The sequence below is a fragment of the Kribbella hippodromi genome (assembly GCF_039531045.1).
Taxonomy (GTDB): Bacteria; Actinomycetota; Actinomycetes; order Propionibacteriales; family Kribbellaceae; genus Kribbella; species Kribbella hippodromi.
On sequence record NZ_BAAAPH010000001.1, the window covers coordinates 395,330 to 421,212 of the forward strand.

The 25,883-nt window shown below is 68.6% G+C and carries 23 protein-coding genes; 9 read left to right on the top strand and 14 right to left on the bottom strand.

What is annotated here, in order from left to right:
* Window positions 1-54: 54 nt before the first annotated feature.
* Together ABD260_RS02010 and lysX are read right to left on the bottom strand one after the other, a co-directional pair.
* Complete coding sequence (locus ABD260_RS02010) at window positions 55-972, bottom strand: hypothetical protein (RefSeq protein WP_344231545.1); 918 nt, start codon at window positions 970-972, stop codon at window positions 55-57.
* A gap of 52 nt (window positions 973-1,024) precedes the next feature.
* Window positions 1,025-4,381, bottom strand: coding sequence for a bifunctional lysylphosphatidylglycerol synthetase/lysine--tRNA ligase LysX (lysX, locus tag ABD260_RS02015; protein ID WP_344231546.1), 3,357 nt, complete (start codon window positions 4,379-4,381; stop codon window positions 1,025-1,027).
* A gap of 109 nt (window positions 4,382-4,490) precedes the next feature.
* Here lysX and ABD260_RS02020 point away from each other — a divergent pair, with 109 nt between their 5' ends.
* From ABD260_RS02020 to ABD260_RS02035, 4 genes are all read left to right on the top strand, one after another.
* Complete coding sequence (locus tag ABD260_RS02020) at window positions 4,491-5,168, top strand: DUF998 domain-containing protein (RefSeq protein ID WP_344231547.1); 678 nt, start codon at window positions 4,491-4,493, stop codon at window positions 5,166-5,168.
* Window positions 5,165-5,917, top strand: a complete 753-nt coding sequence (locus tag ABD260_RS02025) for an alpha/beta fold hydrolase (RefSeq protein ID WP_344231548.1) — start codon at window positions 5,165-5,167, stop codon at window positions 5,915-5,917. Before ABD260_RS02020 ends, ABD260_RS02025 begins: the two co-directional genes overlap by 4 nt.
* Before the next feature lie 86 nt (window positions 5,918-6,003).
* Window positions 6,004-6,129: a hypothetical protein gene (locus ABD260_RS02030; RefSeq protein ID WP_344231549.1), complete on the top strand. Its 126-nt coding sequence runs from the start codon at window positions 6,004-6,006 to the stop codon at window positions 6,127-6,129.
* On the top strand, window positions 6,126-6,302 hold the full coding sequence (locus ABD260_RS02035; protein WP_344231550.1) for a hypothetical protein: 177 nt from the start codon (window positions 6,126-6,128) through the stop codon (window positions 6,300-6,302). The genes ABD260_RS02030 and ABD260_RS02035 overlap by 4 nt, the downstream gene beginning before the upstream one ends.
* On the opposite strand, the gene ABD260_RS02040 is transcribed toward ABD260_RS02035, so the two are convergent.
* The 3 genes from ABD260_RS02040 to ABD260_RS02050 form a co-directional block, all read right to left on the bottom strand.
* Window positions 6,295-7,524, bottom strand: a complete 1,230-nt coding sequence (locus ABD260_RS02040; protein ID WP_344231551.1) for an ROK family transcriptional regulator — start codon at window positions 7,522-7,524, stop codon at window positions 6,295-6,297. The two genes, ABD260_RS02035 and ABD260_RS02040, sit on opposite strands and share 8 nt — an antisense overlap.
* A gap of 185 nt (window positions 7,525-7,709) precedes the next feature.
* A complete protein-coding gene (locus ABD260_RS02045) occupies window positions 7,710-10,619 on the bottom strand; it encodes an ATP-binding protein (RefSeq protein ID WP_344231552.1) in 2,910 nt (969 codons plus the stop codon).
* A 77-nt stretch (window positions 10,620-10,696) separates the two neighbouring features.
* A complete protein-coding gene (locus tag ABD260_RS02050; RefSeq protein WP_344231553.1) occupies window positions 10,697-10,933 on the bottom strand; it encodes a response regulator transcription factor in 237 nt (78 codons plus the stop codon).
* Window positions 10,934-11,021: 88 nt separating this feature from the next.
* On the opposite strand from ABD260_RS02050, the gene ABD260_RS02055 reads away from it, so the two are divergent.
* A complete protein-coding gene (locus ABD260_RS02055; protein WP_344231554.1) occupies window positions 11,022-12,482 on the top strand; it encodes an NAD-dependent succinate-semialdehyde dehydrogenase in 1,461 nt (486 codons plus the stop codon).
* On the opposite strand, the gene ABD260_RS02060 is transcribed toward ABD260_RS02055, so the two are convergent.
* From ABD260_RS02060 to ABD260_RS02080, 5 genes are all read right to left on the bottom strand, one after another.
* Window positions 12,469-13,140, bottom strand: coding sequence for a polysaccharide deacetylase family protein (locus ABD260_RS02060; protein ID WP_344231555.1), 672 nt, complete (start codon window positions 13,138-13,140; stop codon window positions 12,469-12,471). The genes ABD260_RS02055 and ABD260_RS02060 overlap by 14 nt on opposite strands.
* Window positions 13,141-13,347: 207 nt before the next feature.
* On the bottom strand, window positions 13,348-15,795 hold the full coding sequence (locus tag ABD260_RS02065; RefSeq protein ID WP_344231556.1) for a glycoside hydrolase family 2 protein: 2,448 nt from the start codon (window positions 15,793-15,795) through the stop codon (window positions 13,348-13,350).
* Window positions 15,796-15,871: 76 nt separating this feature from the next.
* Window positions 15,872-16,480 (bottom strand): SGNH/GDSL hydrolase family protein, encoded by a 609-nt coding sequence (locus tag ABD260_RS02070; protein ID WP_344231557.1) that lies wholly within the window; start codon window positions 16,478-16,480, stop codon window positions 15,872-15,874.
* On the bottom strand, window positions 16,477-17,574 hold the full coding sequence (locus ABD260_RS02075; protein WP_344231558.1) for a Gfo/Idh/MocA family protein: 1,098 nt from the start codon (window positions 17,572-17,574) through the stop codon (window positions 16,477-16,479). Before ABD260_RS02075 ends, ABD260_RS02070 begins: the two co-directional genes overlap by 4 nt.
* Window positions 17,571-18,320, bottom strand: a complete 750-nt coding sequence (locus ABD260_RS02080; RefSeq protein ID WP_344231559.1) for a sugar phosphate isomerase/epimerase family protein — start codon at window positions 18,318-18,320, stop codon at window positions 17,571-17,573. Before ABD260_RS02080 ends, ABD260_RS02075 begins: the two co-directional genes overlap by 4 nt.
* A gap of 296 nt (window positions 18,321-18,616) precedes the next feature.
* On the opposite strand from ABD260_RS02080, the gene ABD260_RS02085 reads away from it, so the two are divergent.
* A complete protein-coding gene (locus tag ABD260_RS02085) occupies window positions 18,617-19,642 on the top strand; it encodes a LacI family DNA-binding transcriptional regulator (protein WP_344231560.1) in 1,026 nt (341 codons plus the stop codon).
* 100 nt (window positions 19,643-19,742) lie between these two features.
* On the opposite strand, the gene ABD260_RS02090 is transcribed toward ABD260_RS02085, so the two are convergent.
* From ABD260_RS02090 to ABD260_RS02100, 3 genes are all read right to left on the bottom strand, one after another.
* Complete coding sequence (locus tag ABD260_RS02090; protein ID WP_344231561.1) at window positions 19,743-21,827, bottom strand: molybdopterin-dependent oxidoreductase; 2,085 nt, start codon at window positions 21,825-21,827, stop codon at window positions 19,743-19,745.
* Between the two features lie 65 nt (window positions 21,828-21,892).
* Entirely contained in the window at window positions 21,893-22,405 is a 513-nt protein-coding gene (locus ABD260_RS02095) for an AAA family ATPase (RefSeq protein WP_344231562.1), read from the bottom strand.
* Window positions 22,406-22,487: 82 nt separating this feature from the next.
* Complete coding sequence (locus ABD260_RS02100; RefSeq protein ID WP_344231563.1) at window positions 22,488-23,087, bottom strand: TetR/AcrR family transcriptional regulator; 600 nt, start codon at window positions 23,085-23,087, stop codon at window positions 22,488-22,490.
* Window positions 23,088-23,192: 105 nt separating this feature from the next.
* Between ABD260_RS02100 and ABD260_RS02105 the strand changes: the two genes are divergently transcribed.
* The 3 genes from ABD260_RS02105 to ABD260_RS02115 are packed head-to-tail and all read left to right on the top strand — an operon-like array spanning window position 23,193 to window position 25,108.
* Window positions 23,193-23,768, top strand: a complete 576-nt coding sequence (locus tag ABD260_RS02105) for a 2TM domain-containing protein (RefSeq protein WP_344231564.1) — start codon at window positions 23,193-23,195, stop codon at window positions 23,766-23,768.
* 40 nt (window positions 23,769-23,808) lie between these two features.
* Window positions 23,809-24,453: a Pr6Pr family membrane protein gene (locus ABD260_RS02110; RefSeq protein WP_344231565.1), complete on the top strand. Its 645-nt coding sequence runs from the start codon at window positions 23,809-23,811 to the stop codon at window positions 24,451-24,453.
* Between the two features lie 4 nt (window positions 24,454-24,457).
* Entirely contained in the window at window positions 24,458-25,108 is a 651-nt protein-coding gene (locus ABD260_RS02115) for a class I SAM-dependent methyltransferase (protein ID WP_344231566.1), read from the top strand.
* A 66-nt stretch (window positions 25,109-25,174) separates the two neighbouring features.
* On the opposite strand, the gene ABD260_RS02120 is transcribed toward ABD260_RS02115, so the two are convergent.
* Window positions 25,175-25,837 carry a transglycosylase family protein gene (locus ABD260_RS02120; protein WP_344231567.1) on the bottom strand — a complete coding sequence of 221 codons (663 nt, stop codon included), beginning with the start codon at window positions 25,835-25,837 and terminating at the stop codon, window positions 25,175-25,177.
* Between the last annotated feature and the right edge of the window lie 46 nt (window positions 25,838-25,883).

Sequence of the window (25,883 nt, forward strand, 5' to 3'; positions counted from 1 at the left end):
CCGGGTGGTTTCCTCGGCAAACTCCTCCGCAAGCTGGGGCTGTAACCGACGACCTCAGTAGGCCTCTACTTGGGTGGTGTCTGCGTTGCCGTGGGTTGTCGGCTGGAGGTTTATCTGCCAGCCCTGGTTGCGGCCGAAGGTTTGGTCGAACTTCTTGAAGGAGCAGTCCGCGCGGAACTTGCGCTTGGTCTGGTCCCAGTCGCTGCCGCTCTTGAAGTACAGGTGGTACGTGCCGCCGATCCGCTTCACGGTCGTCGTGTCGCTCGCCTGGATGTACACCATCACCTGTGGATCGCCCGGCGGCTGACCGTCGCTGACGATCGACACCGCGACGTCATGCGCCGTCCCGTTGGTGATCTTCACCTGACCGGTGCCTTCAGCTCCACGCCGTACCAGGATCTCCCCGCTCCGCGGACGCACCGGCTCCGGCGCCGGCCCCGGATCAGGCAGCGTCTTGCCGAAACTGAGCTTCAGCCGCTGCAACTGGACGATCGCCGAGTCCAGGTCGGTGCGCAGTTGCCGCTGGACCTTCTGCGAGGTGTACGCGACCCCGCCGCACCGCGCGTCGTCCTCGGTCTTCGGCGCCGATGACGTCAGCTGCGCGGCCGCTACCCCGATCCGCTCCTTCAGCAGCTCGTGTACGGCGTTCAACCGCGTCGTCACCGTCAGTGCCGCCAACCGGATCGCGACCGTGTTCAGCGTCTCCGCGACCGTACTCATCGAATCGGCCAGCCCCTCGGCCGTCCGGACCCGGGTCAGCCGCCGGGCCGACTCGGTCAGCACCTGGTCGATCCGGCGCAGCTCCGCCTGGTACGCCGCCGTACTCAACGGCCCCGAAGCCGGGACCGACGACGCGGGCGCCGGCGCCGCACTACCGGTAGCCGACGCACTCGGCCCAGGCGTCTGTTGCGGCTCCGCACCACACCCGACCACGACACCAAGCCCAGCACAGAGCGCAACCCAGCGCTTCATTCCCCACACACCCCCAGGTCCCCACCCGCGCGTCAGCTGCCAGAGTAGAGCATCACTCGCGCGGCGCCGGGCGGACGAACGGGAACGCCAGCGTGCTGCGGATGTTCTGGCCGGTCAGCATCATCATCACCCGGTCGACGCCGATGCCCAGGCCGCCGGTCGGTGGCATCGCGTACTCGAGCGCGGACAGGAAGTCCTCGTCCAGCGACATCGCCTCCGGGTCGCCCGCGGCCGCCTTGAGCGACTGCTGGGTGAGGCGGCGGCGCTGCTCGACCGGGTCGACCAGCTCGGAGTACGCGGTCCCGATCTCGGCGCCGAAGGCAACCAGGTCCCAGCGCTCCGCGAGCCGCGGCTCGGTGCGGTGGGTCCGGGTCAGCGGCGACGTCTCCAGCGGGAAGTCGGTGTAGAAGGTCGGCAGCATCGTGTTCGGCTCGACGAGCTCGTCGTACAGCTCGAGCACCAGCTCGCCGGCGGTCAGGTCGAACGTCGTGTGCACGCCATGCTCCGCGCACAGCTCCCGAAGCCGCTCGATCGGCGTATCCGGGTCGATCGGCGTACCGGCGGCCTGGCCGACCGCGTCGTGGACCGTGATCACCGGCCATTCGCCGGAGATGTCGAGCTCCTCGCCGTCGCGGCGCACCACCGGCTTGCCGTACACCGCGGTCGCCGCCTCGATCAGCAGCTCCCGGGTCAGCTCGCGCATCACGTGATAGTCCGCGTACGGCTGGTACGCCTCGACCGAGGTGAACTCCGGGTTGTGGGTCGCGTCGGCGCCCTCGTTCCGGAAGTTGCGGTTCAGTTCGAAGATCTTGCCCATCCCGCCGACACTGAGCCGCTTCAGGAACAGCTCCGGTGCGATCCGCAGGAACAGCTCGGTGTCGTACGCGTTGATGTGCGTGACGAACGGCCGCGCGTTCGCACCGCCGTGGACGGCCTGCAGCATCGGCGTTTCGACCTCGATGAAGCCCCGCGTCTCGAACCCGTTCCGGATCGCGCGGACGGCCGCACTGCGCTGCTGCATCATCCGCAGCGAGTCCGGATTCATCACCAGGTCGATGTGCCGCAGCCGGACCCGCGCCTCCGGGTCGGTGAAGCCCTTTCGCTTGTCCGGCAACGGATGCAGGCACTTGGCCGCCATCACCCAGCTGGTGACCGCGACCGACAGCTCGCCGCGACGGCTGGTGACGACCTCGCCGGTGACGCTGACGTGGTCGCCGATGTCGACGAGCCGCTGCCACCGGTCCAGCGCTTCCGCGCCGCAGGCGTCGGTCGTGAGCATCACCTGCAGCTGGGTCAGCCCGTCCTGCAACTGCGCGAAGGACAGGCCGCCGTGGTCCCGCATCCGCAGCACCCGGCCGGTCACCGACACCGTGTGGCCGGTGTGGTGGTCCGGCGGCAGGTTCGGGTACAGCTCCCGGATCCGTTCCAGCGTCTCCGTCCGCGGTACGCCGACCGGGTACGGATCGATGCCCGCGGCAACAAGCTCCGCGAGTTTGGTCCGCCGGATCTGCTCTTGCTCGGTCAGCTTGCGGGTCGGCAGCGCCGGCCGCAGCAGCTCGACCTCCTGCTCGCGAACCGCGGTGGTGAACGCGAGCCCGTCCGCGGACCTGATCGCGTGCCGGTCGGCGGCGCCGACGCTGTCCACGCGAGTCCACGGCCGCGGCGCGGGCAGGAAGCCTTCCGCCGTACCGGCTGCCAGCAGCACCTGCGCCAGCGAGGCGCCACGCGAGTAGCAGATCAGCCGGGGCGACCAGCGGGGCAGGTACTTTTCGTTCGACTGGTAAAGACTTTCCAGCTGCCAGAACCGCGAGGCCGCGGTGAGCAGCGCGTTCGTGAAGCGCAGGAACGGCCCGGCGCCGACCCGCTCGGCGTCGCTGAAGATCTCCCGGAACATCGCGAAGTTCAGCGAGATCCGGTGCACGCCGAGGTCGCCGGACGCGTCGACCAACGACGTCACCATGAACTCCATCAGGCCGTTCACGGACTCGGGATCGCGCCGCATCAGGTCCAGCGAAACACCCCGGACACCCCACGGTACGAAGGACAGCAGGCCGCGTACGACACCGTCGGCGTCCCGCGCGATGACCATCACGCACCGGGCGTCGGCCGGGTCGCCGAGCCGCCCGAGCGCCATCGAGAAACCACGCTCAGTCCGGGCGCCACGCCACTTCTCGGCCAGCTGGACGTACTGCGCGAGGGCCTCCGGCGACAGATCACCGTGCCGGACCACCTCGGCGTGGTACCCGGCTCGCTGCACCCGCGTCACCGCCTGGCGTACCGGGCGCATCGTCCGGCCTTCCAAGGTGAAGTCCGCGACGTCGATGATCGCCTCGTCACCCATCGACAACGCCCGCATGCCCGCGTCGACGTACGCCTGCGCGGCCTCCTCGCTGGCCGAAAGGACAGCGGGGGACCACCCGTACGTCCGCGCCTCGGCGAGCCATCGCTGGATCGCCGCCGGCCAGGCGACCGGATCACCGAGCGGATCACCACTGGCCAGACTGACCCCGTTGACCACCCGGTACGCGATCGCGGCGTCGTGGCCGGGGGAGAAGACGACCGCCTTGTCGCGGCGGGTGGCGAAGTACCCGAGGGAGTCGCGTTCGCCGTGCAGCAGCAGGAGCCGGCGCAGATCCAGCTCTTCGGGCTGGGTCAGGTAGCGGACGCGGCGCACCGACCGGAGGAAGATCCAGAACGCGAGCACCAGCGAGGCGGCCGAGATCGCACCGACGGACAGGCCGATCCAGCCGTGGCCCTCGTGGCCGGACATCTTGCTGCGGGACTGGCCGAAGGCGGCCGCCACCGCCCAGCCGATCTTCTGCCGCTGGCCGGTCAGCGTCCGCGGGAAGATCTGGGTCAGGGTGACGCTGACCGCGAGCGAGATCAGCATCCCGAACACCAGCGCGCCGATCGCGAGCCGGCGGCTTCCGGTCGCGAGCCGGGCCGGGAAGGCGGCGCGGATCTTCCACAGCAGCACGATCAGGCCGATCACCACGACCGCCTGGACGATCGCCCATTCCAGGTCCGTCGCCGAGGTGCGGTCGAGGTCGGACAGCCACTCGGTACCGCGCGGGCTGCTCAGCCGGACCGTACTGAACGCGATGTAGGCGGTCAGGCCGAACAGCCACAGGCCTTCGAAGACCCAGAGCACCCAGAGCAGCGCGGCTCGCTTACCGCGCAGCAAAGCACTGCCGACGACGGCGAGATAGACGGCCGAGAAGATCGTGTGCCCGGCCGGGATGCCGACGAACTCGAAGGCCATGTCGGCGTGCCGGACCAGTCGCGGGGCGACGAATCGCAACGGAATCGCAAGAAACGACCACACGGCAGCAGCCGCGACCACGCGGCCAACCCAGACCGCGGCGCGGTGCTGCCACGCCGGTACCACTGCTGTTTCCTCCGACCGCACCAGCCGATCATCCCATTAGTTTGCTGAGACTTCGGTCGACCTAGCACTACCTCAACAGTACAGTTGACGCCACAGTCAAGACTTTGGTTGACCTGACAGGCTGAGGAACATGCTCGCCGTCCCGTACCGCCTGGTCCGCGCCCTGATGATCGCCGCGGCCGTGATCTATTGCAGCCTCATTCTCGAAGCGATCGCCGGCTTTCCGCTGAACGTCCACATCTCTTTCCTCAGCGAACTGAGCGCGCGGGACCAGGCGACCAGCCCGTACGCGCGAGCGATGGACCTGGTCAGCAGCCTGCTGACGCTGACCGCCGTGGTGCTGTCCCGCCGGGCCCGCAACGTCCGCTGGGAGATCTCCGGCGTGCTGATCAGTACTGCCCTGTTCGCGATCGGGACGATGTTCGACTCGTTCATGCCGATGGCCTGCGCGCCGTCGGTGGGTACGGCCTGCCGGGACTCGGAGGAGGCGGGCGGGCAAGCCGGGTTCGCGCTGATGCTGCACGAGGCGACCTCGACGATCGCGGGTGCCGGCACCATCGCGCTGGGCGTGTTCGCCGTCCTGGCGATCCGCCGCTACGGGTGGGGCGGATGGTTCGCCAAGACGGTCGCGCTGCTCGCCGCGGGGGTCGTGGTGACGCAGGTCTGGCTTGGATCGGTGGTGGCGTACGAGACGCTGAGCGGCGCCGAGGTGATCGCACCGGGCATCCTGCAACGGGTCACGACGGTGCTGACCTGCCTGCTGCTCGGGACGTTGTTACCAGCCTTGAGGCAAGCTTGCTCTCGATGAGTGTGACGTGGATCGTGCTGCCCGGCCTGGCCGAGACTCCGGAGGAGTTCGCCCAGGTCGCCGGCCTGCTTCCGGACCTGGATGTCCGGATCATCGATCCCTGGCGGACACCGGTCACGTCCGAGGTCGACGCGCTCCGGGCCGCGGCCGGCCTGGAGCCGGGCGCGGAGGTCGGGCTGATCGGTCACTCGATCGGCGGGTTGGCCGCGCTGCGCTGGGCGCTGACCCGGCCGCTGGAGGTGACGCGGCTGGTGCTGGTCGACAGCAGCCTGACCTCGGAGACCGGGTGGCGGATGTTCTACCCGGGGGCGCCGGGCGACCGGGTCATCCGTTGGCTGGCACGGTTTCTCGGGCGGATCGGCGGGCCGCAGCTGATCGGTACGTCATTCCGCCGGCTGAGTGTCCGGTACGGCAGTTTGACCCGGAACGAGCCGTTGTCGAAGGCAATGATCAAGGCGCGGTACGGCGCAGCGACCTCGTGGCTGCTGTTCTGGGACGAGCTCGCGGCCACCTGGGAGATGGCGGCCGAAACAGCGAAGCTGCTGGCCGGGCCGATCGCCGAGGTCGCGCCCACCGAGGTCCTGGTCGCGACCGGCGGCGGATCGCAGACCGGGGCGAAACGCTGGCTCGCCGGCCAGCAGGAACTCGCTGCGGCCATCGGCGGCCGGGTCGAGATCCTGTCCGACTCCGCGCACCTCGTCCACCTGGACCGCCCCGACGCCGTCGCGACCGCAGTCCACCGGCAATAAACCCTTCCGCACACCGGGCGTGGAGGCGTACGCTTATTGCACTGAAACGATCGTGGCAGTGCTTCTCTGTGTAGTGGATGTGCACAATGGGTGATCAATTCGCGATAGGCCGTGGGCTTCGCTGGAAGTGGTTCCTGGACGACGTACGCCAGCACGCACGACTGCTGTCCCGGCTCTACCTCAGCCGCATGTACAGCTGGGGTCCGCGATGATCGTCGTGACCTGCTCGGTGTGCGATCGGCGCTCGCTGTTGCCGTTGAGCATGGTGACCGGGCTCGACCGGCGCGTGGATCTGGCCGGACAGGTGGTGTACGAGCTCACCTACACGTGCTGGTGTGGCGCGCCCGGTGCGAAGGTGCTGAAAGGACCCGCAGTAGCTAGGTAGTGCTGGTCATGGCCGGGGTGGGGAGCTTGCGCTGCCACACCTCGTCCAGCGCCATCCGCATCGCCCCGGTGACTACTGCATCCTCGGCCAGCGCGGACAGCTCCAGCCGCGGGTGGTTGAGGGTCAGCAGGCGCAGCTGGTCCGCGATGGCGTCCAGCAGGACCGCACCGGCGCGAGCGACACCGCCACCGATCACCACTGCGGTCGGGTCCAGTACGAGAACAGACGGCGCCAGCGCACGCGCAAACGTACGCGCCACCTGCTGCACCACGGCCTGTGCCACCGGATCGCGCTCTGCTGCCGCGGCGAACACGTCGGCGGTGTCGAGCTGCTCTCCGCCCAGCTCGGCCAGCCGCGACTGCGGATTGTCCAGTGCGGCCTGGCGGCCCAGCGCTGCGATCGCCTCCGAGCCAACCGCCCGCTCCAGCGGTCCGCGGCTGTCATCCGGGTTGATCACGTCATCGGTGTCAGTAGCGATGAATCCGATCTCACCAGCTGCTCCGGTACCACGGTGCAACCGCCCGTCGATGACGATGCCCGCACCGAGCCGCTCGCCCCACTGGACCGCCAGCAGCGTGCCGGTTCCACCACGAGCCGCTGCGATCGCCAGCGCGGCCAGGTTGGCGTCGTTGTCGAGCATGACCGGACAGTCGAGCAGCCCGCGGACGTGTTTGATCAGGTCAACCGCAGACCAACCGGGCACGCTGGGGACCAGCTGAACCCGCCCGGTGTGCTCGTCGACGATGCCGGGGCTGGCGGCGACCGCGGCAGCGATGTCCTCGGCCGGCACCTCCGCCTCGGTCAGCGCCTCGTTGATCACGTCGGTGATCACGCCGAGCAGCTCCTGCGCGGTCCAGCCGGGGCCGGAGCGCCGGACCAGGGCGAGCTTGCGGCCGGCCAGGTCGGAGACGCCGACCGTGACCCGGTGCGGTCCGACATCCAGGCCGAGCACCGGCGCGGCACGGCCACGCAGCGAGACCCGGATGGCCGGCCGGCCGAGTGACCGGTCCGCGGAGTCCGGCCCGTGCTGCTGCAGCCAGCCGGCCTCCAGCAGCTCGTCCACCGCCTGCGCGACCGTCGGCCGGGCCAGACCGGTGCGCTCGACCAGCTCGGCGACGCGCAACGGCGCCGGCGCGGATCGGCGGACCGCGTCCAGGACCGAGGCGACATTGATCCGCCGCAGCATCGTCGTTCCGCCGCCGCCGATCGTTCCTTTGCTCATGTCCGACCCCTTGCCTGCCACCCACCCAGTATAGATAGCGAGCGTTCGTAAATACTGTCCGTGTCCAGCTCCGGTTCCGCACCGAGCGGCGGCGTTCCGATGCGTGCGTCGACAACTATCACCGATCGGCCATCCGATGTTCCAGCACACGCATCGCTGCCCGTAATCGGGTAGACCACCAAGGGTCACTCAAGCGGTTCAGCCAAGGTATTTCCATCGGCGAGGGTGGATCGGGCGAAGCTGCTCAGGGCCTCCCGGTCCGGTTGCCCGGTCTTCGTCATCAGACTCGCGACGTGTTTCTCGACGGTACGCGGCGAGATGTGCAGCCGGGCGGCGATCGTCTTGTTGCTGACCCGGTCCACCAGCAGCCGGCAGACCTCGTACTCCCTGGTGGTGATTCCGAGCTGTCGCAGCGCCCCTGGAACCTGCTCCGAACCACTCCGGCGCTGTGGCACCGTAGCGCCGAACTGCCGGAGCAGACTGCGGCACGCACTCGCCACAGCCGGGACATCGGCCTGGTGGAAGTAGTCCTCGGCCTGCCGCAACCAGGCCACGGGTTCACCCCACCCGTCCGCGTACGCGGGCTCCGCGACCAGCCGCAACCCGAGGTGCTGTGCCATCGGGAACAGCGAAGACGTCTCCAGTGCCTCCAGCAGCTTGGCGTTGGCCTGCTCGGCCTGTCCGTCCCGTCCGAGGAGTACGGCATGTGCCAGCTGGACGAACTGCTTGTTCCAGCGCATGCCGCCGGCCGCGGTCGCGGTGACCGTCTTGAAGTGATCCCAGCCGCTCCGGCCGGCCAGTACGCCGAGCAGCAGGCTCAGACCGTTCTTCCCGACCAGGTGGAACGTCGTCGGGTTGTTCGCCTGGTACTCCAGCGCCTGGGCCAGATCCGCTTCGGCCAGCTCGCGGTTCTCCTCCAGCAAGGCACAGAACGTCCGGGCCAGTCCGTAGCAGTACGGCAGCTCGTACGCCGACCGGCCGACGGCTTCCGCCAGCGTCGCTTCCATCTCCGTACGGTGGCCCTGGTGTGCTTCGAGGATCGCCTTGGTGGTCAGGAAGTACGTTGTCATCCGGCCGATCCGGAACTTCCCGGTAGCGTCGAGGCAGTTCTCGATGAGCTCGGCCGCGCGGGCGTACTCGGCGCGCAGGACTGCCTGCTGGCTGAGGATGCCGTCCATTTCGTCGGCGATCGGAAGCGCGCCGATCCGCACGGCCTGCTGCCGGGCGTATTCCAGCTCGACGACACTGCCGGTGGCCAGGCAGATCGTGCCGGCCTGCAGCATCAGCGAGATCATCCGGGACAGCACCATCCCGTGCTCGTCGGCCAGCTGCCGGGCCCGGTCGAAGTACTCGATCGACAGGCCGGCATCGTTCTCCCGGGCCAGAATCCCGAGCATTTGCAGGGCTTCGGCGCCGACCGCCGGCAGCTTGGCCCGCTCGGCGGCCGCGGCCGCGCGGACCGCCAGCCGGGTCGCGGTCCGCACCCGGTCCGGGCTGTCGCGGGCCAGCTCGAGCTGGGTGGCGAGCACGTCGACCGGCGCGAGGTCTTCGTCGGCCGCGGCCGGGCCGAGCAAGGAGCGCGCGATCGCGATCTCGTCCAGCGCGGCGGGCAGGTGGCCGGCCATCTGGTCGATCATGGCCAGCCCGACGTGCAAGGCGGCCAGCCGGCGGCTGTCCAGGTTCCGGGCGGCGAGCGCTTCGATCGTCGCGGCGTGCTGGCCCCGGCTGTCGAACCGGCCGGCCACGCTGAGTGCGGGCAGCAACGATCGGAGCGCTTCCGCACGGCAGGTCGGGTCGGGCTCGTCGGTCAGTAGCTCATCGGCGCGTTCCAGCAGCCGGATCGCCGAGGCCACTGACCGGGCTTGGAACGCACGTTCGCCGGCCATCGCGAACAACCGCCCGGCCCGTGCCTTGTCACCCGAGGTCACGGCCAGTTCGGCCGTCAACTGGCACCACTCGTCCGGCAGCTCGGGGTGCAACTCCTCGATGGCGTCCGCGCAGCGCGTGGCCAGTGCGGATCGTTCGATCGGGGTCAGCCCGGCGAGCAAGGCCTCGGCGGTCAGCGGATGCCGAAACGCGTACCAGTCGGGCTCCGGCTCATCCGGTTCGACCAGCTGCTTGGCCAGTCCGGCCCGTACCGCGGACAGCAGTGTTTCCTCGTCGCAGCCGCTGGCCCGGCGTACGACGCTCAGCGGGAACCGATGTCCGATCACGGCAGCCATGACGAGCAGGTCACGGGCCTGCGCTCCGAGCTGGTCGGCGCGGTGATTGACACTCCGTACCACTGCTGCTGGGACCTTGGTGGGCAGCCGATTGACGACCTGCGTAGGGCCATCAGCGTCCTGGAGCAGTTCCTCGACCGCGAACGGGATGCCCGCACTGTCCCGCCACAGCCGATCTGCCAGCTGACCTTGGACGGCAGCCACCGGCACAGCGAGACACGCGGCGGCCATTTCGGCGACCTCGGCACGGTCCAGTGGCTGCAGCTTGATCAGCGCGGCCGCTCCACTCTGTGCAGCCTGGGTGGCCAGGTCGTACGCCGGGCAGGGCTCCTGGCGCAGTGTCGCGACCAGTGCGATCGGTTGCTCAGCCAGCTGATCGAGCATGTACTCGACGATCGCGAGAGTCTCCGGATCGGAGCCGTGCAGATCCTCCAGTACGAGGAGGCAGCCGCGCCCCGCAGAGACCAGGCTGAGCAGCCGTAGTACTGCCTCGCCGAGCAGGACAGGCGAGGGGTCGGTGGCGTGAGCAGTGCCGTCGTCCCAGTCCGGGATCAGTCTGGCGAGCACCTGGCGGTACGCGCCGAGGTCACTGGTGCCGGGGAGCTCGCCGCGGCGGGTGAGCGTGAGCAGCGCCTCGGTGAACGGGCGGAACGCCACCGTGCTTCCGATCGTCCCGACCCGTCCGCGCAGCGTCAGCAAACCCGCCTCGGCGGCTGTACTGGTCGTCAATTCCGCCAGCCTGGTCTTGCCGATGCCGGGTTCGCCGGCCAGGAAGACAGCGCCGCCCCGACCGCCTCGCGCCGCGGTCAGGAGGTGCTGAAGCTGCTCGATCTCACGATCCCTGCCGACCGCTCTGGGCGAACGGGTCTGCACGGTTGCTCACTCTAACCAGCTCACCCCGCCGCCGCCTGCCGAATCTCACCGGCTCACCGGCTCACCGGCTCACCGGCTCAGCCGAAGCGGCGGATCAGCAGGCATCCCGCCTGGAAGCGCGACTTCGCGCCGAGGCCGGCGATCAGCGCACTGATCTCGGTCCGGACCGTCCGCAGCGACAGCCCCAGCTCGCGGGCGATCGCCGCGTCCTTGGCGCCGGTCGACAGCAGCCAGCCGATGGTGATCTGGCGGTCGGTCAGCTCCGGGACCTGGGCCGCCTCGTCCGCCGCGTAGCTGAGCGCTGAGTCGAACACTTGATCATGGTTTCACCGCGAGCGGCGCCCGGCATGGGTGATCAGCCCCCATATTCTGGGTACCGCTGACCAGACGAGAGGTGGGCTGATGTCGTCCGAACGGGAAGTCGTCGAAGCGTGTCCGGCCGAGCTGTTCATCGCGGGGAAGTGGGTGGCCGCCGATGGTGGGCGGACGCTCGCGGTCGAGGACCCGGCCACCGGTGCGACGCTCTGCGAGGTGGCCGACGCGAGTCCGGCGGACGGGCTGGCGGCGCTGGACGCGGCCGTGGCGGCGCAGGCCGAGTGGGCCGCGACCGCACCTCGGGACCGCGGCGAGATCCTCCGGCGGACGTACGAGCTGATGACCGAGCGGGCCGACGAGCTCGCACTGCTGATGACGCTCGAGATGGGTAAACCGGTGGCCGAGTCGAAGGGCGAGATCGCGTACGCGGCCGAGTTCTTCCGGTGGTTCGCCGAGGAAGCGGTCCGGATCGACGGTGGGTACCAGGTCGCGCCGAACGGGTCCGGCCGGTTCCTGGTGATGCGGCAGCCGGTCGGGCCGTGCCTGCTGATCACGCCGTGGAACTTCCCGGCCGCGATGGGCGCCCGCAAGATCGGGCCGGCGGTCGCCGCGGGGTGCACGATGGTGATCAAACCGGCCGCGCAGACACCGCTGTCGATGCTCAAACTGGCCGAGCTGATGGCCGAAGCGGGGCTTCCGGCCGGCGTACTGAATGTCATCACCACGTCGGACTCGGGTGGCGTGATGGAGCCGCTGATCCGCGACGGCCGGGCCCGGAAGCTCTCGTTCACCGGGTCGACGCCGGTCGGCCGGAAGCTGATCGAGCAAGCTGCCGAGAAGGTGCTGCGGACCAGTATGGAGCTGGGCGGGAACGCGCCGCTGGTCGTGTTCGAGGACGCCGACCTGGACAAGGCGGTCGACGGCGCGATGCTGGCCAAGATGCGCAACGGCGGCGAGGCGTGTACGGCGGCCAACCGGGTCTACGTGCAGTCGTCGGTGATGGACGAGTTCGCGGCCCGGCTGACCGAGCGGATGTCCGCGTTGAAGGTCGGTCGCGGTACGGAGGCAGGGGTCGACGTCGGGCCACTGATCGACGCCAAGCAACGGGACAAGGTGGCCGACCTGGTGGCCGACGCGATCGCGCAAGGCGCGCGGACGCTGACCGGCGGAAAGATTGCCGCCGGCAACGGGTACTTCTTCCAGCCGACCGTGCTCGCCGACGTACCGGCGACGGCCCGGCTGCAGAAGGAGGAGATCTTCGGGCCGGTCGCGCCGCTGACCGCGTTCGAGACCGAGGACGAGGCGGTCCGGATGGCCAACGACACGGAGTTCGGCCTGGTCTCCTACCTGTTCACCAAGGACCTGAGCCGCGCGCTCCGGGTGTCGGAGCGACTCGAGGCCGGCATGATCGGGCTCAACCAGGGCATCGTGTCCAACCCGGCCGCGCCGTTCGGTGGCGTGAAGCAGTCCGGCCTCGGCCGGGAGGGCGGCAGCGTGGGGATCGATGAGTACCTTGAGGTCAAGTACATAGCGATCAACGTCGACTGACCAGCTGGGTCACCGTGACCAGCTCGTACCCGCGAGCCCGCAGCTCCTTCACGATCGGCCCGACCGCCTGCGCGGTGTACGGGGCGTTGTCGCCGCCGTGCATGTGCAGTACGACGATTGACCCGTTCTGTACGTGGTCCAGCACCTGCTTCACGATCGGCTCCGCCGCTTTGGCGAACCCATCCGCGCCCGGTACGTCCAGACCGACCGCGGTGACACCAGCCGGCGCCAGCTCGTGCAGTGCCGTCGCGTCGTAGCACCCACCGGGGAACCGGAACCACCTGGTCGCATGGGGGTCCAGCCGGTCCAATTCCACGATCGCACGCCGTACGTCAGCGAGCATCTGCTCTTTCGGTACGGTCCCCAGCGTGTAGCAGTGCTTGGTGAAACCACGGTGGTCGTACGTATGCGTCCCCAGCTCGAACAGTGGATCGGCGGCAAGCTCCTTCGTCACCTGTGGGTACTGCTCCATCCACATGCCGGTGAGGAAGAGCGTGGCGGGGACGTGCAGCGTACGCAGCTCGTCGATCAGCGCCTTGTTGTAGTACGACTTGACCTTCCCTGACTGCAGTCGTCGCCGCATGAGTGCAGTCAGGTCCGCGTCGAACGTCAGCGCGATCTGCTTCTTGTCCCGCGGCCCATGGTCGAGTACGGGCATCAGGTTGGTGTTGCTGGATGCACCTGGCTTCGCTTGTGCCGGCGCCAGCGTGGGGCGGACCGTACGTACCGGAGCGACCGGTGCGTGTGTTTGCGGTGTCTCAGTAGGCCCGCCGGCTGTTGGACTGTTGTCACTGCAGCCGACAAGAGTCAGTACCAGGACACCGCTTGCAACCCGCTTCGGCCAGCTCACGGTACTCCAGTATGCCTACTGCACCAGATCGTTGGCCGACCGGATGACCGGGTACGCCAGTTGTTCCGGAGCGGCGGCACCGGTTACGTGGAACGTATGCGATTCGCCGGGGGACAGGGTGACCAGTCCGGAGTCGACTCGGGCCGCCGGGTCGAGGCGATCCGGGAAGAGGCACAGGTCCTTCGTGAGCGCGTTGGCAGTGACGATGACGTCGTAGCCGTCGGTGGTTGCGGCCACGTGCGCCGTGTACGCGTCCGCGGCGAGCTGCAAGGACGTGTCCTCGACGAAGTACCAGAAAGCGGTGGTCACGTCTGCGGCGCGGACCTCCAGGTATTCGCTGGTCGGGTCCGCGGCCACCTCATCGGGCAGCGCGTTGAGCGCGCCGGACCGGGCGGCCACCTCAAGGGCGAAGGTCTCCTGCGCCAGCGCCTCTCCACCGCGACCGGTCGAGCGTCGGGTCACGGTGATTTCGGTGGACCAGTTCTCGTCCGTGTCGTTGTGCGCGGCAAGTACCAAGCCGACTTCGCGGGGTTGGACAGTCAGCAGGCGATCGGCGTACACGCGCTTCAACGCGTACCACAGTGGCTTCCGGATCCCGTGGCCGTCGACGGCGGCCCAGGACACCACCGGCCAGTTGTCGTTCAGTTGCCAGACCACGGCACCGGTGTTCAACGGGAACAGGCTGCGGAAGTGTTCGATGCCGTAGGCAACAGCCCGTGCCTGGTTCAGCTGTGTTGCCCAGTGCCAGTCATCGATGTTCTTCCACTTCGGCAGGTGTGCACCGAGCCCGCGCTCCAGCTTCAGATTGCCGTCGGACGCCTTCTGGTGAACGAGCATCTGCTCGCCGTACGGGTCAAGTGGTACGTCGTGCACTACTGAGGTGAGCGTCGACCAGGCCGGCGGCCCCTGGAAGCCGAACTCGGACGCGAACCGCGGCTTGTACTTCCGGTACGTCGTGTAATCCACCTGGTTCCACACGTCCCAGATGTGCATCGTGCCGTGCCGCTCGTCGTTCGGGTGGATGAACCGATCGAACGAGTACGGGCTGCCGGCCGCGTACGGTGTCCGCGGATCGAGCTCCGCGACGAGCTTCGGCAGCAGGTCGAGGTAGTACCCGGCGCCCCACGGCCGGCCGGCCAGCGGTACCCGCCAGCTCCACTCGACGTAGCCCCAGAGGTTCTCGTTGTTGCCGTTCCAGACCGCGAGGCTGGCGTGTTTGCTGAGTCGCGTCACGGCCTCTCGTGCTTCGGCCTCGACCTCGGTGCGCAGCGGCTCGTCCTCCGAGTACGCGGCGCAGGCGAACAGGAAGTCCTGCCAGACCAGGATTCCCAGCTCGTCGCACGCGTCGTAGAACGCTTCGCTCTCGTAGATCCCGCCGCCCCAGACCCGCAGCAGGTTCATCCCCGCGTCCACCGCGTCCTGGATGCTGGTCCGGTACGTCTGCGTGGTCAGCCGGGTCACGAACGCGTCGTCGGGAATCCAGTTCGCGCCGCGGATGTAGATCGGTTTACCGTTCACGGACAGGACGAACGGCGTACCGTCGTCGTCCGGCGCGGTGTCGACGGACATCGTGCGGAAGCCGACCCGGCCGTGCCATTCGTCGGCGTTGAGCGTGACCGTCACGTCGTACAAGGGCTGCTCGCCATGACCGCGCGGCCACCACAGGTCGACCGCGTCGATCGTGCTGACGATCTCCACGCTGCGGGTCCCGGGTTCGACGGTCACCGCCTGCTGCGTACCGCCGACTTCGACGGTTAGCGTCGCGGACGTGTTGTCCGTCCAGGCCAGACCGACGTGCGTGGTCAGTACGCCGCGATCGCCCACCACGCCGGCCAGCGGACGGACGGAGTCGATGCGTACGCCGGACCAGGACTCGATCCGGATCGGGCGCCAGATGCCCGCGGTCGCGACATCCGGTCCCCAGTCCCACCCGAAGTTCGACGCCATCTTGCGCAGCTGGTTGTACGGGTGGTGGTTCGTGTGCGGCCAGTTGCCGTTCTTCGCCCGCGCCGCCTCGGCCGCCGCCACCGGTCCTTCGAACTCGATCACCAGCTCGTTGTCACCGGCAACTAGTACGCCGGTGACGTCGAAGCGGTACGACCGATGCTGGTTCGCGGTCCGCCCGATCTCCTGGCCGTTCAGCGTGACGGTCGCAACCGTGTCCAGGCCTTCGGCCACTAGTTCCTGCCGGTCGTTGCCATCAGCAACCCAGGCGAAGCTGGTCCGGTAGCTCCACCGGGTCCGGCCGATCCAGTGCAGCTTGGACTCGTTGTCACCGTCGAACGGGTCTGGGATCTCACCGGCCGCGAGCAGGTCCGTGTGCACCTCACCCGGCACCGTGGCCGGGACGGGCCGGCCGATGAGGCCGTCAGGGACGGGGCCTTCGACCGCGCTTACGGTCCAGGCGGCACCACCGGCGGTGCACAGGTCGAAGGTCTTCAGCGAGGTCACAGGCGCTGTCATGGTTTGGCTCCAGGGGTGATGAACCGGTTTAGCGAAACTGCACCGCTCCCCACCAGGCGAGGGGGAGCGGCGGACGTCAGTCGTCCAGTACGTACCGCCGCCAGAGCGTGGCGAGGGCACGGTGCCCGGCGGCGGACGGATGTACTCCGTCGCCGGCCAGGGTGGCCGCTCCGACGGAAGCGGCCTGCTTGGTCAGCTCGGCATCGGCCGGAACCAGGATCGCGGCGTACTCGACCGCCAGCTTCCGGACCACCTCGAGCTTCGGGTCGAGATCTTCGCGCCAGGTGTCCTGCCCGTCCTTCACCGGCAGCAGGAACGGCTCGATCAGCACCACCGGACAGGAAAGAGCATCGAGCAACGACCGGTACGACGCCTCGAACGACTCCGGTGTGGTCGGATCGTCCTCGTCGTACCGCCGCCAGGTGTCGTTGATCCCGATCATGATCGTGACCAGCGACGGGTCATGGGAGAGTACGTCGGTGTCCCACCGGGCGGCCAGATCGACCGCCCGGTTGCCACTGATACCCGCGTTGACGATCTTCGGTCCTTGGGCACCGAGCTCGCCGGACAGGATGCGTACATAACCGTCGCCGAGCCCGTCCGGATCGGTGCGGCGGCCGCAGTCGGTGACCGAATCCCCGGCGAACACAACGGTTCGCCGGGGATCGAGAACGATGCCGGTCACAGGGTCGCTTCGGTGACGTCCCAGTCGTCCGGCAGCGTCGGCGCCACCTCGACCGTGCTCTTTACGTCCACGAACGCGCCGGTGTCGATCGAATCGGTGATGGAGGCCATCACGTCGACGATGTGGAAGGCCAGCGCCCCGGTGGCCCGGTGCGGACGGTCGGCACGGATCGCCCGCGCCATTTCGAGTACGCCGGTGCCGCGCTGAGCGACCGCCTTGGTTTCGGCGACGGTCTCCCAGTCCTCGGCGTCCCGGCGGCGGATCTTGATCGCCCCGTCGAACGCGTTCGGGTCTGGCACCGCGAGGGTCGCCTCCGAACCGGTGATCTCGACGAACCCGGCCCGCGGCAGCGGCGAGTCGAAGCTGAAGATGCTCTGCGACGTCTGCCCCGACTCGAACCGCGCGATCGCGCTGACATGCGTCGGCACGGTCACGTCGAAGTCGGTCCCGGCCAGCGGACCCGACCCGATGGTGCGCTTGTCCCGCGACTTCGAGCCGAGCCCCGCGACCGCGGCGACCGGACCGAACAGCTGGACCAGCGTGGTCAGGTAGTACGGGCCGATGTCCCAGAGCGGACCCGCGCCTTCCTGGAACAGGAACGCCGGGTTCGGGTGCCAGGACTCCGGGCCGGGGGACTGCATCAGGGTGAGCGCGGTCAGCGGCGTACCGATGTCGCCGCGCTCGATGATCCGCCGCGATTCCTGCAGGCCCGGGCCGAGCACGGTGTCGGGCGCGCAGCCCAGCCGCAGCCCGGCGTCACTGGCCGCGGCCAGCAGTTTCAGGCCGCTGTCCTGGTCCAGCGAGAACGGCTTCTCGCTCCAGACATGCTTGCCGGCGGCAAGGGCCGCGAGCGCCACCTCGACATGCGCGACCGGGATGGTCAGGTTGACCACGATCTCGACGTCCGGGTGGTTCAGCACGACCTCGGGAGCCCCGTGGCTCTCGATCCCGTACTCGGCGGCCTTGGCCTCGGCCGCCTCCGGCCGGAGGTCGCCGATCGCGACCACCTTCAGGTCCGGAAAGCTCTGCATGCTCTTGATATAGGCGTCGGAGATCACTCCGGCGCCGATCACACCTACGCCAACAGCCGTCATGCAGGTGCACCCTCTCCGGTCAGGAACTTGTAGCTGCCGGCGACCGCGTCGAGGATCTCGCCGCTGAAGTCGTCCAGCTCGACCACCCGGAGTGCGTTCGGGGCGGCGGCCAGGATGTCCCGGACCGCGATGCTGCCGTCGCCGACCGCCACCTGGGCCTTGTTGTTCAGCGTCCCGTCGCCGTCCTTGACGTGGATCGCGGTCACCCGCTCGCCGAACTTCTTCAGCAGCGCCGGCACGTCCGCGCCGCCGACGGCCGCCCAGTACGTGTCGACCTCGAGGATGACCTGGTCGGACAGGTTGTCGACCAGGATCTCCAGCGCGTGCACGCCGTCGATTGTCGACTCGAGCTCGAAGTGGTGGTTGTGGTAGCCGACCGTGAGGCCGTGGTCGGCGGCCTCGACGGCGGCCTGGTTCAGCCCGTCGGCGATCACCTTGATCTCGTCGGCCGACTGCCAGCGCGCCGGGTCGGTGTGCGGGTCGATCACGGTGCCGATGCCGAGCCGCTTGGCGGCCGCGTAGATCGGGGCGCTGTCCTCGCGGAGCAGGCCCGCGTGGGTGGTAGGCGCCGACAGTCCGTGCTTGGGCAGCGCGTCGGCGAGGCGGTCCGCGAACGCGGTCACGCCGAAGGGCTCGACCTTCGTGTAGCCGAGCTCGGCGATCCGGGCCAGCGTGCCGTCGAAGTCCTCCTCGAGCTTGCCCCGGACCGTGTACAACTGGAGGGACAGGTGGTCCACTGCGACCATGGTTTCTCCTTGTCGGCGGTGCCTCGCCCGCTGCCCTGGGGGTCCGCACCGACTGATGAGCCGAACCGGTTAAGTAACGATGGCAACCGTATCCCAACCGGCCCCGCGGACACCACCCTCGGCCCAACGACTGGGCGGTCACTTCGCGTACGGCCGGCCACCTTCACAGAAGCTGAAGTTTGATCAAATAGTCACGGTCTGTACATAACTGATGACAGGGAGTGTGGTACGGGCGCACACTGGAGGATTGCGGAACCGTCCGTCAGCGGTTCGCTCGCCCGTGAGGAGTTGCCGACGTGCCCGACGATGTGCACCGAGTGACGATCAAGGAGATTGCCCGCCGTTGCGGAGTCTCCCCCGGCGCGGTCTCGTACGCGCTGAACAACCGGCCCGGAGTGTCCGAAGCGACCCGGGCCCGGGTACTGCAGGTCGCCGCCGAGCTGGAGTGGGTGCCCAACCGGGCCGCCCGCCAGCTGTCCGCGGCCCGCAGTGAGACGCTCGGCCTGGTGCTCGCCAGGTCGGCGCAGACCCTCGTCGAGGAGCCGTACTTCATGGGCTTCGTCGGCGGCGTCGAGTCCGTGCTGTCAGAGTGTTCGTACGCGCTGGCCCTGCAGGTTGTCGCGGACCTCGACGAAGAACTGCTGACGTACCGGAAGTGGGCGGCCGAGCGGCGGGTGGACGGGGTGATCGTCGTCGACCTGCGCGTCGGCGATCCGCGGATCGCCGTGCTGCGCAAGCTGGGCATGCCGGCCGTACTGGTCGGTGATCCGACTTTGGCCGACGGGATGCCGTGTGTGTGGACGGACGCCACCGCCGCGATGAACGCAGCGCTCGAACATGTCGCCTCACTGGGGCATCGGACGGTCGCGCGAGTGGCCGGGCGGCCGGACTTCGGCGATGTGTGGATTCGCGACCGTGCGTTCGACCTTGCCACTCATCGGCTGCAGTTGGCCGCGCGCATTCACCACACCGACTACTCAGCGCACGAAGGCGCGGCCGCTACTCGCGCGGCGCTCGCCGAGCACCCGCGCCCGACCGCGATCGTCTACGACAACGACCTGATGGCAGTCGCCGGCCTCGCGGTCATCCAGGGCCAGAACCTGCGCGTACCCGAGGATGTCACCGTTGTCGCCTGGGACGACTCACCCCTCTGCAGCATCACCCGCCCCACCCTGACGGCCCTCAGCCACAACACCGTCGGCTACGGCGCCGAAGTCACCCGCCACCTCCTGAACGCCCTAACCGGCGCCCCACCCCAACCCCACCTCTACTCCACCCCCCTCCTCATCATCCGCGAAAGCTCCGCCACCCCACCCGGCTGACCCGCCTCCCACCCGGCTGACCTGCTTCTCCACTCGTGTTGTGGGTTCTCCGCCGGTGTGCGGGTGGAGAACCCACCACAGCGGTGGAGAACCTCCCGGATCAAAGGGCAGTCACGGTGACGGGTACGCCGTTGACCGCGGCGGTGCCGGCGGTGGGGTCTACCAGGTCGGGGTCGGTGAGGTCGTTGGCGCTGGGGCCCGGCACTTGGCTGGCGACGGTCAGGCGGGTGCCGGGGTGCTGGTGGCCGAAGCCGTGCGGCAGGCTGACCACGCCGGGCATGATGTCGTTGCTGGCGGCAACTTCCACCGCGATCGAGCCGGCCGCGGAGGTGACGGTGACGAGCTGGCCGTCGCGGAGTTCGCGGTCGGCCAGGTCGTGCGGATGCATCAGCAGGTGATGCCGCGGCTTGCCCTTCACCAGCCGGGCCGAGTTGTGCATCCAGGAGTTGTTGTTCCGCAGATGCCGTCGCCCGATCAGCAGCAACTCACCGTCGCCGCAGGTCAGCGCATCGAGCAGCGGCAGGTCATCCAGGATCATCCGCTGCGCCAGCTCGATCCGCTTCGACCGATGGAACAGCGCTTCCGGTAGCGCAGGCTGCAGTGGTCCAAGATCGATCCCGCCGGGCGTACGCCGCACCTTCCGGAGCGACAGTGGGTACGGCCCGATCCGCAACCCGGCGTCGACGATCCGCCGTGGTGGTACGCGCAGTCTCGCCATCATCGCGACCTTCCGCCGGCTCCAGGGCGTACGACGTACCAGCGCTAGGCCCAAGTCGCGGAAGATCTCCCAGTCGTGCCGTGCTTCCGCGGGTTTGGGCAGCACGGGATCGTTCCAGCGCGCGGTGTTCCGGACCGCGAGCTGATGGAACACCAGGTCGTAGTGCTCTCGTTCGAGCGGCGGCGCCGGCGGCAGGATCACGTCGGCGTGCTGGGTCGTCTCGTTGAGGTACGGGTCGATCGCGACCATGAACTCCAAGGAATCAAGGGCGTCGCCCAGCTGGCGACCGTTCGGTGTCGACAACACCGGGTTGCCGGCTACCGTCAGCATCGCCCGGATCTGTCCATCGCCTGGCGTGAGGATCTCCTCGGCCATCGTCGACACCGTCAACTCACCACCGAACTCGGGCAGCCCACGGACCCGGCTCTTCCACACCCCGATGTGCCCGCGGCCCAACCCCAGCAACGTGTTCACGGCCGGTCGCGGGAACATCGTGCCGCCGGGCCGATCGAGATTGCCGGTGATGATATTCAGGACCTGGATCGCCCACTGGCAGATCGCCCCGAACTGCTGCGTCGACACCCCCACCCGCCCGTAACACGCGGCCCGGTCGGCGGCACCGTACTCACCCGCGACCCGGCGAATCACCTCCGCCGGAATGCCGGTGACCTCCGCGGCTCGCTCCGGCGTCCATGACTCCACCGCTTCCTCGACCGCGGCAAGACCATCGACGTACGCGGCCGGCCGCGCGTTGCCGTCCTCGATCACCTGATGGATCAACGCGAGCAAGAACGCCGCGTCCGTACCGGGCCGGACGAAATGGTGTTCGTCCGCGATCGCCGCCGTCTCGGTCCGCCGCGGGTCGATGACGACCACCTTGCCGCCGCGCTTGCGCAGTTCCTTCAATCGCCGGCCGAACCCGGGTGCCGTCATCATGCTTCCGTTCGAGGCGAGCGGATTCGCGCCGAGCATCAGCAGGTACGAAGTGCGGTCGATGTCCGGTACGGGGACCATCAGCTGATGCCCGTACAGCAAGTACGAAGCGAGCATGTGCGGCAGCTGATCGATCGAGGTCGCGCTGAACCGGTTCCTGGTGCGCAGTTGCCGGACCATCGTCGGCAGATGCGTGAGTGCGCCGAGGCTGTGCACGTTCGGGTTGCCGAGGTACACGCCGACCGCGTTACGTCCGTGCGCACGCTGGATCGCGCTGAACTTGGCGGCGATCACCTCGTACGCCGCGTCCCATCCGATCGGCTGCCAACCATCGGTCGTCCTCCGGAGCGGCGTGGTCAGCCGGTCCGGGTCGTCCTGGAGATCGCGCAGCGCGACCGCCTTCGGGCAGATGTGGCCGCGGGAGAGTGGGTCCGACTCGTCGCCGCGGATGTCGGTGACCCGCCCGTTCTCGACGGTGACGAGCACACCGCAGATCGCTTCGCACAGATTGCAGGAGGTGCGCCGTACGGTCATCCACTCAAACTACCCTTGGGTAGCCACCGCCGCCATCAGATGAAGCGCCATCAGTCGAGCCGGCTTCAGTCGAAGCGCGCCTCGTCCAGCCGGCCGAGGATCGCGTCGACGGTCTCACCGACCGACAGGTCGGAGTTGTCCAGCCACAGCCCACGACGCGGACTGAACGCGTGCAGCTCGTAGTCGAGCTCGTCGACCAGATGGCGCGCCCCGCCGATCCGGTTGGAGATCACGTCGGGCCGCGGCGTCAGGACGACCAGGTACCGCGGGCGGGTCCGGATGCCGTCCAGGAACTCGCGCAGCAACTCACCGATCACCACGTCCTGCAGGACCACGGTGAAACCGGCCTTCGCGTACGAGTCGGCGGCCTGGCAAGCGAGCCGGTAGCGCAGCTGCAATTGGCGTTGCGCTTCGAGGACGTCCTCGGACATCGAGGCTTGCCCGCTGACGATCATCCGGCGGAAAACATCGCCGCGCAGATGCACCCCGTACTGGAAGCGTTCGGCCAGCATTTGCGACACCGACGACTTCCCCGCCGCCATGATTCCGCTGACGACGATCACCCCCTCGGACTCCATGCGAGTGATCGTGCCATGCGCCGCGCGGTTTTGGTCCGGTCGCGGCGATTCTTGTCCGAAATCCCAGCTTTTGCAGGGCCTTTCAGCTCAGCAGTGACTCGATGTGATGCCGCATCAGCTGCCGGATCCGGGCCGGCGTGGAGTGCGCCGGCTGGATCGCCGCGTGCAGGGCCAGGCCGTCGAGGAAGGCATGCAAACGTTCGATCTCGCGGCGTACGTCGAGTCCGTCCCGCAGCAGCTCGTTCTCGGTCAGGGCATTGATCAGCAACGTGCACAGTTCACGTAACTCGTTGTGCACCCGGTCGACGAGCGCATGCAACGTACCGGCGCCGGATTCGGCCTGGGCCTGGGCCATGAACGCGAGCCAGATGTCGAACTCCGCCCGCCGCTCGTCGTCCAGCGGCAGCACCTCGTCGAGGTAGCGCAGCACGATCGCCGGCACGCTGCCCTTGGCCGAGACCGCGCGGACCCGGGCGGTGACCCGCTGCGAGACCAGGTCCATCGCGAAGCTGAGCAGGCCGTCCTGGTCCGGGAAGTAATAGCGCACCGCGCCGGCCGACCAACCCGCCTCGGCGGCGACGGTACGCACCGAGGCGGCCCGGATGCCGTCCCGGCGGACCACCCGCCAGAGCGCTTCGGCGATCTCCTCGCGGCGGGTCGCATGATCGACGATCTTCGGCATGTGGTCCGTTTTAGCACAGCCGTGTTAGTCTTTTTACAACACAGTCGTACTGAAACAGGCCGGGTTGAAACAACTCGGCCGGAAATCTTGGGGAGGGTGAACGTCGTGCTGGTCGCTGTGATCGCCGGGTGTGAGATCGGGTTCTGGGTGCTGCTCGCCGCCGGCATGGTCACGCGGTACCTGCTGCGGTGGCGGCGGACCGGCCTGGTCCTGCTCGCCGCGGTGCCGCTGGTCGACGTGATCCTGCTCGGCGCCAGTGTGATCGACATCCACCGCGGCGCCGAGCCTGGGTTCAAGCATTCGCTGGCCGCGATCTTCGTCGGCGTCAGCGTCGGGTTCGGTCACCGTACGCTCAAGTGGGTGGACGGCTGGGCGGCGCACTATCTGGCCGGGGCGCCGCGTCCGCCGAAGCTGCCGAAGAAGGGGCCGGTGCGGGCCAGGCACGAGCGGTCCGGGTGGTTCCTGCACCTGCTCGCGTACGTGATCGGTGTCTCGATCATGATCGGGCTCGGGCTGCTGTCCGGGCGTGGCTGGAACGCGGTGCTCGGGCCGGCGGGGACCTGGACGCTGGTGCTGGTGATCGACGCGATCGTTTCGTTCAGCTACTCGTTCGGCCGCGCCGAGCCGGACAACGAGCCGGATGGCGAGGTCCAGGCGGCGCAGCAGAAGCAGTCGGTCTGATCTCCCGGATTCGCGCCGTCACTCGGCGTACATTTCCGGCATGACGACGGTTGGACGGATCTGGGCCGCGATCACCGGCCTGCTGGTCGTGATCGGGATAGTCATCCAGCTCGCGGTGACCGCGAACGGGCACGAGGGATTCTTCCCGGACAACCCGGAGCGCGTGTTCAACGTGTTCGCGTACTTCACCATTCAGTCGAACCTGCTGCTCGGCGGGACCGTGCTGATGCTGGCGGCGCAACCGGATCGTGCGCAGACCAGGCTGTTCCGGACCTTGCGGCTGAACGGTGTGCTCTGCATCGCGGTGACCGGAATCGTGTACCACGTGGCGCTCGCGCCGCTGGCCGACTTCAAGGGCTGGGCCGCGGTCGCGAACTTCCTGCTGCACACCGCGACGCCGGTGGCCGGAGTGCTTGGCTGGCTGGCGTTCGGGCCGCGCGGGATGACCGACTGGCGGATCGTCGGCTGGTCGATCGTGTACCCGCTGCTGTGGCTGGCGTTCACGTTGATCCGCGGCGAGTTCGTCGGCTTCTACCCGTACCCGTTCGTCGATGTCAGCGAGCACGGGTACGGACGGGTGCTACTGAACTGTCTGCTGGTGGCGGTACTCTTCCTGGCTCTGGCGGCCGGTGCGACCACCGTGGATCGCCGGCTGGACCGGAAGAAGAGCTCCGTCGAAAGGTAGACCCGTGCTGGTGACCTCGCGCTCGTACGCCGAGTACGAAGCGATGTTCGACCTGAAAGAACTGCCCGACTCGATCCTCGACTGCTGCGCCGGCGGAAGCGGCTTCACGGCCGAAGCCGCGGCCCGGGGCGTCGACGCGATCGCGGTCGACCCGGCGTACGAACTGGAGACGCCGGAGCTGGTGGACACCGTCCGGCGCAGCCTGCCGGCCGGATCGGGCATTGTCGACGAGCACAAGGCGAGCTTCGTCTGGCACTGGTACGGGACGCCGGAGCAGCGGGACCAGCACCGGATCGAGGCCGCCGACCGGTTCCTGCAGGACGTGATGGCGGCGCCGGAGCGGTACGTCGCAGCGGGCCTGCCGGAGCTGCCGTTCGGCGACCGCCGATTCGAGCTCGTGCTGTGCTCACATCTGTTGTTCACCTGGGCCGACAAGTTCGACCGGGCGTGGCACGAGGCCGCGCTGCGGGAGCTGATCCGGGTGAGCAACGCCGAGGTGCGGATCTTCCCGCTGGTGGTGCAGGGCGCCGGCGATCAGATTCCGTGGCTGCCCGAGGTGCTGGAGGCGCTCGACGGCGTGACCACCGAGGTCCGCAAGGTGCCGTACGAGTTCCAGGCGGGTGCCAACGAGATGCTGGTGATCACCCGCGGCTGATCGATCGGTCCCGCTGGGCCGGGCGAGGACGGTCATCCGGCCATCGCCCGGCCCGCGGTCCAGTGATCAGCGGAGGTGCTTACCGCAGACCGGCCACGGGGAAGCGCCGCGCTGCGCGTACAGCTTCTTCGCCCGCATCAGCTGCTCGCCGGCCGAGGCCTGCGCCGGGTTGCCGGAGCCGCCGACACTGCGCCAGGTCTGCAGGTCGAACTGGAACAGGCCGTAGTAGCCGGCGCCGTTCACGGCCCGCGGGTTGCCGCTGGACTCGCAGTTCGCGACCTTGGCCCAGGCGCCGCTCAGGCTGGCCTTGCCGCCGCTGTTGCTCGCCTTCGGGCGGTCCTGGGACCGGCTCGACCTGGACTCGCGGCTGGACTTCTTCGAGTCCGACGAGTCGGACTTCTTGGTGTACGACTTGCGCACATCCGACTTCTGCTCGGTGACCTGCGGCGCCGGGGCGGCGGAGCTCTTCGCGCCGTCCAGGGTCAGGCTCTGCCCGATCAGGATCAGGTTCGGGTCCTTCAGGTGGTTCACCTTCGCCAGGTCCTGCCAGCTGGTGCCGTTGGCCTGGGCGATCTCGGAGAGGGTGTCACCGGGCTTGACCGTGTAGTCGGCCGCGAAGGCCGAGGCGGTGCCGATGGCGGTGATGCCGGCTCCCAGACCGGCGATGGAGAGGGTTCGGGCCACCCGGCGAGTGCTTCGCCGGGCGCGCGCATGTCGAGCCTTGGGCATGGAAAAAATACTCCTTGGGCTTGGACGTGGCAGGCACACCACGTCC